An 11,420-nucleotide genomic window follows, 5' to 3' on the forward strand; every position below is an offset into this window, starting at 1 on the left:
GGGGATCAGGCGCGGAGGCGGAGGAGGAGGTCCTTGCTTTCGACGGTGTCACCGAGTTGGACGTGGAGGGCCTCGACGACGCCATCGCAGGGGGCGGTGATGGTGGTCTGCATTTTCATGGCCTCCATCATGAGGAGTTTGTCGCCCTTGTGGACCTTGTTGCCGACGCTGACGGAAAGGGCGGCGACGAGGCCTGGGATGGGAGCGGCGATCTGGAGGGGATCAGCGAGGTCGGCTTTGGGCCGGGCTTTGGCGCGGGGGGCGACGTTGGCATCGGGGATGAACGCCTCGCGGGTCATGCCGTTGAGTTCGTAGGTGACGGTGCGGCGGCCGTCCTTGTCGGGTTCGCCGACGTTGACGAGGCGGATGATGAGGGTCTTGCCGGCTTCGATATGGACGCTGATTTCCTCGCCGCGGCGGAGGCCATAGAAGAAGGCCGGGGTGGGGAGGACGCTGACATCGCCGAATTCGCGCTGGTGTCTGGCGAAATCGAGGAAGACCTGGGGATACATCAGGTGGCTGTAGGCATCGCTTTCGGAGGCTTCGCGGCGGAGGCGTTCGGAGAGGTCGGCGCGGACCGTGTTGAGATCGATCGGGGCGGCATCGGAGGCGGGATGGGCGCGGGAAGTGTCGCGTTTCCAGCGGGCGCGGGCTTCGGCGTGGCGGGTGTCGCCGAGGATGACGCGCCAGACGGGTTCGGGCCAGCCGCCCTCGGGCCAGCCCAGGCCGCCGGAGAACATGTCGATGACGCTTTCCGGGAAGGGGGTGGCGCCGGGTTCGAGGTTGACGACGTCGGCGGGTTTGATGCCGCGGCTGAAGAGGAAGAGGGCCATGTCACCGACGACCTTGCTGGAGGGGGTGACCTTGACGATATCGCCGAAGAGTTGATTGACCTCGGCGTAGGCGCGGGCGATTTCGGGCCAGCGATGGGAGACGCCCATGCTGGCGGCCTGTTCCTTGAGGTTGGTGTACTGGCCGCCGGGCATTTCGTGGAGATAGACCTCGGCGGAGCCGGTCCTGGGGGCGGTATCGAAGGGGGCGTAGAATTCGCGGACGCGTTCCCAGTAATCGGAGAAGCTGTTGAGGGTATCCAGGGGGAGGCGGGTGTCGCGGGGGGTGTTTTGGAGGGCGGAGACGGTGGAATTGAGGTTGGGCTGGCTGGTCGAACCGCTCATGGAGGCGAGAGCGAGATCGACGACATCCACGCCGGCCTCGGCGGCGTGGAGGATGGCGGCGGCCTGGACGCCGGAGGTGTCGTGGGTGTGGAAGTGGATGGGCAGATCAACGGTTTCGCGAAGGGCCTTGACGAGTTTGCGGGCGGCCATGGGGCGGCAGAGGCCGGCCATGTCCTTGATGGCGAGGACATGGGCGCCCATCCGTTCGAGTTCGCGGGCGAGGCGGACGTAGTACTGGAGGTCGAACTTGTCGCGGCGGGGATCGAGGATGTTGCCGGTGTAGCAGACGGCGGCCTCGCAGAGGGCGCCGGCGTCCTGGACGGCCTCCATGGCGACGCGGAGGTTGGGGAGGTAATTGAGGGAATCGAAGATGCGGAAGATGTCCATGCCGGCGCGGGCGGCATGCTGGACGAATCCGGCGACGACATTGGCTGGGTAGTTGGAGTAGCCGACGGCATTGGAGCCGCGGAAGAGCATCTGGAAGCAGATGTTGGGGATGCGGGCGCGGAGTTCGGTGAGGCGCTCCCAGGGGTCCTCGTTGAGGAAGCGCATGGCGGTGTCGAAGGTGGCGCCGCCCCACATTTCGAGGGAGTAGAGTCCGTTGCGATGGTCGCCGACGAGGTGGGCGAGGGCGTCCGCGCAGGCCAGCATGTCGTAGGTGCGGACGCGGGTGGCCATCAGGGACTGGTGGGCATCGCGGAGGGTGGTGTCGGTGACGAGGAGGCGGCGCTGGTCGCGGGTCCACTGGGCGAACTTGCGGGGTCCGAGCTGGCGGAGGAGATCGCGGGTGCCCTTGGGGGGAGGGGTGGCGTGATCGAAGGCTGGGACGGGGGCGGGTTCCAGGACGCGGGAGGGTCGGTAGCCCTTGGCATGGGGGTTGCCATTGACGATGACGTTGCCGAGGAAGTTGAGGAGGCGGGTGGCGCGGTCGCGTCGGGGTCGGAAGGCGAACAGTTCCGGGGTGGTGTCGATGAGGGTGGTGACGGCGCGGCCCTGACGGAAGTCGGGGTGGGCGATGACGTTTTCGAGGAAGGGGATGTTGGTTTTGACGCCACGGATGCGGAACTCGCGGAGGGCGCGATCCATGCGGTCGCAGGCGAGGTCAAAGGAGTGGCCGGAGGCGACGACCTTGACGAGGAGGGAGTCGTAGAAGGGGGTAATGACGGCGCCGGCGTAGCCCATGCCGCCATCGAGGCGGAGTCCGAAGCCGCCGGGGGAGCGGTAGGCGAGGATTTTGCCGTAGTCCGGCGTGAAGCGGTTTTCGGGGTCTTCGGTGGTGACGCGGCACTGGAGGGCGTAGCCGTTGCGGGGAATGTCTGCCTGGGCGGGCAGGCCGAGTTCCGGGGAATCGAGGCGGTGGCCTTCGGCGATGAGGATTTGGGCGCGGACGAGATCCACGCCGGTGATCACCTCGGTGACGGTGTGTTCGACCTGGATACGGGGGTTCATCTCGATGAAGAACCACTCGTGGCGGTCGAGGTCATAGAGGAACTCGATGGTGCCGGCGTTGTCGTAGCGGATCGCGCGGGCCATGCGGGCGGCGGCCTCGCAGAGTTCGGCGACGACCTGCGGGGGCAGGCCGTAACTGGGTGCGGTCTCGATGACCTTCTGGTGGCGGCGCTGGACGGAGCAGTCGCGTTCGTGCAGGTGGAGGACGTTGCCGTGGCGGTCGCCGAGGATCTGGACCTCGAGGTGTTTGGCGCGGGGGATGTATTTCTCGAGGAAGACGGCCGGGTTGCCGAAGGCACGTCCCGCCTCGGTGCGGGCTTCATCGAGGAGGGGGCCGAGGTCGGCAGGTTTGGAGACCACGCGCATGCCGCGTCCGCCACCGCCGAATGCGGCCTTGATGATGAGTGGGAATCCAATGGACTTGGCGGCGCGGACGGCTTCGTCGCGATGGGTGAGGGGTTCTTCGGTGCCGGGCAGGGTGGGCACGTTGAGTGAGGCAGCGAGGGAGCGGGCGGCGGTTTTGTCGCCCATCTGGTCGAGCACCTCGGGGCGGGGGCCGACGAAGGTGATGCCGGCGGCGGCGCAGGCGCGGGCGAAATCAGCGTTCTCGCTGAGGAAACCGTAGCCTGGGTGGATGGCGTCCACGCCCTTTTCGAGGGCGATGGCGACAATGCCTTCGATATCGAGGTAGGCGGCGACGGGCCCCTTGCCGGCACCGACGAGGTAGGATTCGTCGGCTTTGAACCGGTGCATGCAGAACCGGTCTTCCTGGGCGAAGATGGCGACCGTCCGGAGGTTGTTTTCGGAGGCGGCGCGGAAGATGCGGATGGCGATTTCCGAGCGATTGGCGGCCATCAATTTGGAGAAGCGCCCAGGCGTTTCGGGCGGCACAGGAACTTCGTGGGTGGCGGGGGCAGCGGGACTTGTGGCGGGTCGTCGGGCCATAGGGCGGGCGGAGGGTTGCAGTTCAGAGGGTGGCGGTCACGCCGGAGTTGCGGGGGGCATGCCCCATGCCCCCCCCGAATCGTTGGCCGGCAGTGGTTGGAGGATTGTTGACCCCGGTTGAGGGCCAGACCGTTCGACTGGCCGCCCTATATATTAAACCCGGCGTAATACTGTTGACGGCAATTGTATATACAGCCCGGCTCATAACTGTTGACTCTAGGTTTAAAGATCCATCATGCAGTTTATTGACTCTTAAATATAAAACCTGGCGCATTACTGTTGACTGTCCGGCGACGAGCGACGAGGGCATCTGCGACGGCCGGATGGGCTTCCGCGGGGGGGGCGTGCGCGCCTGGATTGGGGCGTCGAAGGGATGCTGCCCACCATGAACCAGCGGGCGGGGGCTGGGTTTGAGATGACAGGCGCTTGCGTCGCCCTGGGGTTTCGGGTTCTTTGCTGGCGCATGAGACATGGATGGCGGCTGTGCTTGGGGATGTGGCTGGGGCTGATTCCGTGGGCGGAGGGCACGCGTTGGGTGCCGTTGACGATCGAGGAGCTGGCGGCGCGGGCGGACGCGGTGGTTCATGGGCGGGTGGAGGGGTTGACGGTATTGCGGGATGCGGGCGGGCGGATTTACAGGCGGGTTGAGGTCCGGGCGATCGAGGTGTGGCGCGGGGTGGCCGGGGGCGTTGTGTGGGAGGTGGTGGCCGGGGGGGGGGTGTTGGGGGAACGGTTGGAGGCGGCGCAGGGGCAGGTGGAGTACCGGGTGGGGGAAGAGGTTGTGTGTTTCCTGGTGCGCAACCCGGCCGGGGAATGGGTGACGCTGGGGCTGGCCCAGGGGGCGTTTCGGGTGCGGGAGGAGGGGGGGCGTCGGTGGGTGGCGAACCCTTTCTGGGGCGGGGCGGCTGGGGCGGGGAGGGATCGACACGGGGGATGGCCGGCGGACCGACCGCTGGCGATCGAGGAGTTGCGTCGGCGGACGCTGGAGGTGGAACGATGAGAGGATTCTGGCGGTGCCGGGGTGGGGGCTGGCGAATCGCTTGCGCCGTGGCGATGGGATGGTTGCTGGTGGCCGGGTCGGGAGTGGGCTGGGGCTACGTGGCGGAGTTCAACGCGGCGGGGGTGGTCCGGCGATGGGCGCTGAATCCCCCGGATACCCGGGTCTCGGTGAATGCGGTGAACCGGACCGCGCGGGCGATCCGGTACCGACTGGACACGGCGGGCTCACCGGCCGGCAATGCGCTGGCGGAGTTGATGGCGGTCCGGACGGCATTCGATCAGTGGCAGGCGGTACCGGGGACGCTGTTGCGTTTCGAGGAGGCGCCGAGCGTGAGCGGGACGGCGGATGTGGATTTGAATGACGGGTTCAACACGGTGTTTTGGAGCCGGAGCCTGTTTGTGAACGGGGGCCGGGACAACCTGTCGGGGGTGCTGGCGCTGACCTACGTGGGTTCGTATCCCGATGGCAACGTCATTGCCAATGCCGACATCGTGTTCAACGGGGTCCAGTACGACTGGTTCACGGACTTCGAGAATCCGACCCGGCAGGAGATTTTCGTGGAGGCGATCGCCCTGCATGAGATCGGGCACCTGCTGGGGTTGCGCCATTCGCCGGTGGGGGGCGCGACGATGCTGGCGGTGGGGGATCGCGGGGTGAATTCGCAGACGGGATTGTCCGCGGACGAAATCGCGGCGGCACGGGCGCTGTATGGGGCGGCCGCGGTGGCGGCGGGATATGGGAGGGTCGCCGGGACGGTTACGGCGTCGGGGGCGCCGGTGTTTGGCGCGGCGGTGTTCATCGAGGATGCGGCGGGGAACGTCGCGGCGGGGACGGTGACGCGGGCGGGCGGGCAGTACGAACTCGGCGGGCTGGCGGCCGGCCGGTATGTCGTCCGGGTGGCGCCGCTGGACCCGGCGGGGGCGCCGAACGTGCTGGTGCGGGGGGCGGACATTGCGAATACCTATTCGGGCGCCAGCACGGATTTTCATCCGACGACCGACCGGGAGGTGACGATCCCGGGCGGAGGTGCGGTGACGGCGAATTTCGAGGTGGTGGCGGGCGAACCCATCCGGATTGTGCGGGTGCTGCGCCCGGCAGGCGACCTGACGGAGCCGTCGTTTCACGACAAGCCTGTCGAGGTGCAGCCGGCGGGGCAGACGGTGTACCTGGGTGTTCTCACCCCGGCCACGCTGACGGGCGGTGTGCAGTTGGAGGTTCGCGGAGACGGCCTGGTGCAGGGTCCGACCGAGACGCAGGCGAATGTCCTGGGGAACATGTCCCTGGCGGCGGTGCCGGTGACGGTGCTGGCCGGGGCGACGCCGGGACTGCGGAGCCTGCGGTTGGAAGTGGGCGGTTCGGTGGCCTGGGCGCACGGATTCATCGAACTGGCCCCGCCGTTTCCCGATGTGAACTTCGATGGGTTCGACGACCGGTTTCAGAGGCGGTACTGGCCCCGGTTCACGGCGCCCGAGGCGGGGCCGACGGCGGATCCGGATGGCGACGGCTTCAGCAATCGGTGGGAGTACGAGACCGGTTCGGATCCAACGGATCCGGGATCGGCGCATTTCCGGATCGAGACGGTGCGGGTGACGGAGTCCGGGGCGCGGGTGCGATCGCAGGCGGCGATTGGAAAGCGGTTCCAGTTGGAGGCGCGGGGGGTGGTGGCGGGAAGCGCCTGGCAGTTGGTGGGGGCACCGGTGCTGGCGGCCGGAGCGGAGGTGGAGTTCACGGATCCGGGCGCCACTGGGAACGAGCGGTACTACCGGGTGCGGATGGTGCCGTGACGCGGCCGGGTGCCGTGACGCGGGTAAATCGACGAGAACTTCGTGCATATGCACGAAGTTCTCGTCGATTTGAGCGGGGCAGGGGTTGCTGCGGGAGGGGGGTCAGGCCAGGCCGAGGCGGCGGGCGACTTCGACGGTCGAGCGGGCTTTGTTCAGGGAGTAGAAGTGGAGTCCGGCGACGCCGCGATCGAGGAGTTCCCGGCACTGGGCGGCGCAGTAGTCGATGCCGTAGGCGGTCACGGCCTCGTCGTCGTCTCCCAGTTCGTTGAGGCGGGCCATCATGGCATCGGGGATCCGGGCGCCGCAGAGGGTGGTGAACTTTTTGACCTGGGCGGTGGAGAGGATGGGGAGGAGTCCGGGGATGAGGGTGACGTGGCTGCCAAGCTGGTTGCGGAGGAAGGATTGGAACTCGAAGAAATCGGCGTTGTCGAAGAAGAGCTGGGTGATGACGAAGTCGGCGCCCTGCCCGACCTTGTGTTGGAGCCGCTGCCAATCGACGTGTTTGCCTTCCTGGCAGGCGATGTGGCCCTCGGGGAAGCCGGCGACGCCGATGCCGAAGCCGCCCAGTTCACGGATGAAGCGGACGAGTTCCCAGGAGTACTCGAATCCTCCTTCGGTCGGGGTCCAGGAACTGTTGCCGTCGGGCGGGTCGCCGCGGAGGGCGAGGATGTTGCGGATGCCGCGGGAGCGGGCTTCGTCGAGGACCTGGCGGAGCATGTCGCGGGTGGAATTGACGCAGGTCAGGTGGGCCATGGCGGTGAGGCCATGTTCGCGCTGGATGCGGTCCACGATGCCGAGGGTTTTGTCGCGGGTGCTGCCGCCGGCGCCATAGGTGACGGAGGCGTAGTCCGGGCGAAGGGCGAGGAGAGCCGGGAGGGTACGTTCGAAGAGGTTCTTGAGGCCCTCGTCGCTTTTGGGCGGAAAGAACTCGAAGGAAAGGGCGGGGCGTCCCTCCCGCTGGCAGCGGGCGTGGATGTCGCGGATGAACTCCATGAGGGCGCGAGTGTGGGCCAGAGGGGGCGGCGCCTTCAAGGGTGCCGGGGGCGGTAGGAGGAGGGCGGGCTGAGAGTCCGCTTGCGTTGGAAGGGGGGGGTGGCGTGAGATGGGGCATCGATTCACCGCTATGAACACTTCGATGGGATTCCGTTTTTGGATGGTGGCACTGATGGGAATGGGTCTGGCCCGGGCGTGGGGGCATTCGGCGATCGAGCCGGTGCCGCGCACGGACGAGTGGTGGCAGAAGCGGCATGAGGCGATGAACGGCCGGGTGGCGGAGCTGGGGCAGCGGGCGCAGGTGATTTTCATTGGCGACTCGATCACCCAGGGTTGGGAGGGCGCGGGGAGGGAGGTTTGGGAGCGGTACTACACGGGGCGGCATGCCATCAATCTGGGGATCGGGGGCGACCGGACGCAGCATGTGCTGTGGCGCCTGGACAACGGGAACCTGAAAGGGCTGAAGCCGAAGGCGGCGGTGGTGATGATCGGGACCAACAACTCGAACGGGGAGGACAACACCGTGGACCAGATCGCGGACGGGGTGACGGCAATCGTGCGGCGGCTGCGGGAGGCGCTGCCGGAGACGAAGGTCCTGCTGCTGCCCATCTTCCCGAGGAGCGAGAATCCGTCGGCCCAGCGGGGGAAGATTCTTCAGGTGAACCAGATTCTGCAGAAGCTGCCGGACGGCGAGTCGGTGATCTGGGTGGATTTCGGGCATCGCTTCATCCGGGCGAACGGGTCCATTCCGCGCGATCTGATGCCGGACTACCTGCATCTGTCCCCGGCTGCTTACGGTGTGTGGGCGGAGTCCTTGGAGCCGGTGCTGGCGCGCGTCATTGGCGACACGCCGGTGCGGGCGGCCGGGGCTTTGGATTTGAGCGGGGACTGGGTGGCGACGGTTCCCGGGCCGGACCAGCAGCCGGTGGATCTGCCGTTTTCGCTGCGACAGGAGGGGGGGCGGTTGTCGGGCCAGTTTGCGCGCGAGGGCGGACGATGGATGCCGGTCGAGGAGGGGCGTCTGGAGGGCAAGGCGTTCACGTGGCGACTGAACCGGGCGCGGGACGACGGTTCGGTGATGAAGTACGAGATGACGGGGACGGTGGAGGGCGACCGGTTGGTGGGGAAGGCGAAGACCGAGATGGGTGGGAACCCGGTCGTCATCGACTGGACGGCCCGGCGTCGTTGAACTTTTGAACCCGGAGGGAAGGCCATGCATTGGACTGCGAAAGGTCCGGGGGGCGGCAGGGGATGCGGGCTGGCGTTGGGGCTGGCGTTGGCGGCTTGGACGTCGGCGTGGGCGGCGGAACCGGAGGCGATCCGGTTGTGGCCGGGGGGCGCACCGGAACCGGGTCCGCTGAACCTGGGGGCCGAGAGGGACACGACACGGGAGACCGACGGGTTGATTGCTGGGCGGCGGGTGGTGCGGCTGGGCAATGTGCTGGAACCGACCCTGCAGGTGTATCGGCCGCCGGCGGATCGGGACACCGGGGCGGCGGTGCTGGTGTGTCCTGGGGGCGGCTATCACATTCTGGCGCTCGACCTGGAGGGGACGGAGGTGTGCGAGTGGTTGAACTCGATCGGGGTGACGGGGGTGTTGTTGAAGTATCGGGTGCCGCGCCGGGCGGACACCGAGCGGTATCGGGTGGCGGTGCAGGATGGGCAGCGGGCGATGGGAATACTGAGGGAGCGGGCGGGCGAATGGGGAATCGATCCCGGGCGGATCGGGGTGCTGGGGTTTTCGGCGGGAGGCCATCTGGCGGCGGTGTTGAGCACGGGAACCGGACGGTTGTATGAGCGGGTGGACGCCGCGGATGACCGGAGTTTCCGGCCGGACTTCGCCGTCCTGGTGTATCCCGGCTACCTGACGGTTCGCGAGGAGGGGGACCGGGTGGCTCCGGAACTGCCTGTGAGTGGGGAAACGGCGCCAACGTTCCTGGTGATGACCCAGGACGACCCGGTCCGGATGGAGAATGTGCTGCATTACGCTCTCGCGTTGCAGGCGGCGAAAGTGCCTTTGGAACTGCATGTCTATCCGAAGGGCGGGCACGGGTACGGGTTGCGGCGCACGGAATTGCCGGTGACGCGGTGGCCGGACCGGGTGGAGGAGTGGATGCGGGCGGGTGGGTGGATCCGGTAGGGTCCGAAGGTGTGATGGAGGTGCGGGGGAGGGAGAGGAGGGGAGAGAACTTTTTTTGCGGCGACGCGAAAGGATGACGGGCCACCGCTGTAGCAAGGGGTGTAACGTCATGAAGTCCCTTTCGAAACCGGCCCGGAATCCGGGTCTGCGCACGGGGTGGGCGGCGGCGGTGGCGCTGCTGCTGGGAGTGGGGATGGTCCCGGTGCGCGGGCAGTTGCTGACGCAGACCTTCACGCTGGCGCCGGGGTGGAACTCGGTGTGGCTGGAGGTGGAACCGACGAACAACGCGGTGGGGGCGGTGTTCGACGGGGTGCCGCTGGACAGCGTGTGGAGTTTCCAGGCGCGGCTGTCGGCGGTGCAGTTCATCGAGAACCGGGAGGAGGCGGTGTGGAACCGCAGCAGCTGGCGGGTCCACGTGCCGACCCACCGGTTCGAGGCGTTTCAGAACAACCTGTTCACGATCCAGGCGAACCGTCCGTACCTGGTGCGGATCACCAACGCGAGCCCGGTGGTCTGGAGTGTGACCGGCGTGCCGCGGCACCGGGCGCGCGAATGGGTGCCGGACGCGTACAACCTCGTTGGATTTCCGGTGGATCCGGGGTTGCCGCCCAGTTTCGCGTCGTTCTTCGCGGCCGAGCCGGCGCACTTCGATGCGGGGACGGGGCGGATGCGCGGGGCATTGCGGCTGGCCCCGACGGGCGAATGGGTGCCGGTCGAGGGGCACGAGACGATGGAGCGCGGGCAGGCGTACTGGGTGTATTCCGAGGGGCCGTCAGCCTTCACGGCGCCGCTGGATCTGGGTCTGGAACAGGGGGACGCGCTGAATTACGGGGCGAGCCTGACGGAGCTGGCGGTGCGGTTGCGCAATCGCGGGCTGGGCGGGCGGTTGGTCACCGTGCGGGACTTCGAGTTTCCTTCGAGGCTGTCGTACTACCGGTTTGCGACGGACGATCCGGACGTATGGCCGGAGCTGCCGGGGATCCACAGCCTGATTCTGGGGACGGGGGAGGGGACGGACCTGCGGCTGGCCATCCGGCGGCGGGAATTCGAGGAAGCGGAGCACGGGTCGATTCTGGAGATCGCGGACGACGAGGGGACGCTGCACCACCTGGCGGTGCGGGCGCGGACCCCGGCGCCCCTGGCGGGTTTGGGGAGTGCCACCCCGGAGGAGGAGGCCCGGCGGCGGGCCGGGCTGTGGGTGGGGACGGTGACCTTGAGGGGGGTGGCGGAGGTGAACTCGGGGAACCTCGAGACGAACCCGGTGACGCGGGAAGTGACGCGAACGGGAGTGAGCACGACCCCGACGCCGGTGCGGAGCGGGTTGGAGTTCCGGTTGATCCTGCACGTGGACACCAACGGGGTGGCACGGTTGCTGAAGGACGTGGTGCAGTTGTGGCGGGAGGGGGCGTACACGAACGACGCATCGGGGTTGCGACGGATGTCGGAGCCGGGGCGGTTCGCACTCCTCACTGATCTGCGGCTGGTCCCGGCGTTTCGCGGGACGGACCTGCGGGATGGCGTGCCGGTGGGACGCCGGGTGAGCACGGTGGGCTACGACTTCGATGGGGGGCCGGAGAATTACGTGGAACTGGCCGGACCGTTTGCAGTGGGGGGAGCGGTGACGGGAACGCTGTCGCTGGCGTCGGCATCGCCGACCAATCCCTTCCTGCACCGGTACCATCCGGACCACGACAACCTCGATGCGACCTTCCGCAACTTCGTGCCCGAGGCGTACGCCGTGGCGCGGGAGATCGAATTGATGCCGCTGGGGACGGATGCGGAGGGGGCACCCGGTCCGGAGTACGGGCACGACGTGCTGGCGGGGACCTACCGGGAGCGGGTGACGGGCCTGCACAAGGATGACCTGCATGTGAGCGGGGTGTTCCGATTGCGCCGGGTGGCGCTCACGGGGGTGCTCAACCAGTAGGCGGCGG

General features: G+C 67.7%; 7 protein-coding genes. 5 read left to right on the forward strand and 2 right to left on the reverse strand.

Going from position 1 to position 11,420, the window contains the following annotated elements:
• Nucleotides 1-5: 5 nt before the first annotated feature.
• Entirely contained in the window at nt 6-3,479 is a 3,474-nt protein-coding gene (locus KF833_02210; protein MBX3744098.1) for a pyruvate carboxylase, read from the reverse strand.
• Nucleotides 3,480-4,032: 553 nt separating this feature from the next.
• Between KF833_02210 and KF833_02215 the strand changes: the two genes are divergently transcribed.
• Both KF833_02215 and KF833_02220 read left to right on the forward strand, forming a co-directional pair.
• Nucleotides 4,033-4,569 (forward strand): hypothetical protein, encoded by a 537-nt coding sequence (locus KF833_02215; protein ID MBX3744099.1) that lies wholly within the window; start codon nt 4,033-4,035, stop codon nt 4,567-4,569.
• A 47-nt stretch (nt 4,570-4,616) separates the two neighbouring features.
• Nucleotides 4,617-6,353: a matrixin family metalloprotease gene (locus KF833_02220; protein ID MBX3744100.1), complete on the forward strand. Its 1,737-nt coding sequence runs from the start codon at nt 4,617-4,619 to the stop codon at nt 6,351-6,353.
• Between the two features lie 102 nt (nt 6,354-6,455).
• Here the strand turns inward: KF833_02220 and KF833_02225 are convergent, their stop codons facing one another.
• Nucleotides 6,456-7,346, reverse strand: coding sequence for a methylenetetrahydrofolate reductase (locus KF833_02225; GenBank protein ID MBX3744101.1), 891 nt, complete (start codon nt 7,344-7,346; stop codon nt 6,456-6,458).
• 142 nt (nt 7,347-7,488) lie between these two features.
• Here KF833_02225 and KF833_02230 point away from each other — a divergent pair, with 142 nt between their 5' ends.
• From KF833_02230 to KF833_02240, 3 genes are all read left to right on the forward strand, one after another.
• Nucleotides 7,489-8,535 carry a hypothetical protein gene (locus KF833_02230; protein ID MBX3744102.1) on the forward strand — a complete coding sequence of 349 codons (1,047 nt, stop codon included), beginning with the start codon at nt 7,489-7,491 and terminating at the stop codon, nt 8,533-8,535.
• A 24-nt stretch (nt 8,536-8,559) separates the two neighbouring features.
• Nucleotides 8,560-9,486 carry an alpha/beta hydrolase gene (locus tag KF833_02235; GenBank protein ID MBX3744103.1) on the forward strand — a complete coding sequence of 309 codons (927 nt, stop codon included), beginning with the start codon at nt 8,560-8,562 and terminating at the stop codon, nt 9,484-9,486.
• A gap of 109 nt (nt 9,487-9,595) precedes the next feature.
• Nucleotides 9,596-11,413: a hypothetical protein gene (locus KF833_02240; protein MBX3744104.1), complete on the forward strand. Its 1,818-nt coding sequence runs from the start codon at nt 9,596-9,598 to the stop codon at nt 11,411-11,413.
• Nucleotides 11,414-11,420: the final 7 nt, after the last annotated feature.

This window comes from Verrucomicrobiia bacterium, assembly GCA_019634625.1.
Lineage (GTDB): Bacteria > Verrucomicrobiota > Verrucomicrobiia > Limisphaerales > CAIMTB01 > CAIMTB01.

Coding starts and splice junctions, on each gene's coding strand:
- KF833_02235 (MBX3744103.1), top strand. CDS start 8,560: ATGCATTGGACTGCGAAAGGTCCGGGGGGCGGCAGGGGATGCGGGCTG.
- KF833_02210 (MBX3744098.1), bottom strand. CDS start 3,479: ATGGCCGCCAATCGCTCGGAAATCGCCATCCGCATCTTCCGCGCCGCC.
- KF833_02225 (MBX3744101.1), bottom strand. CDS start 7,346: ATGGAGTTCATCCGCGACATCCACGCCCGCTGCCAGCGGGAGGGACGC.
- KF833_02240 (MBX3744104.1), top strand. CDS start 9,596: ATGAAGTCCCTTTCGAAACCGGCCCGGAATCCGGGTCTGCGCACGGGG.
- KF833_02215 (MBX3744099.1), top strand. CDS start 4,033: ATGAGACATGGATGGCGGCTGTGCTTGGGGATGTGGCTGGGGCTGATT.
- KF833_02230 (MBX3744102.1), top strand. CDS start 7,489: ATGGGATTCCGTTTTTGGATGGTGGCACTGATGGGAATGGGTCTGGCC.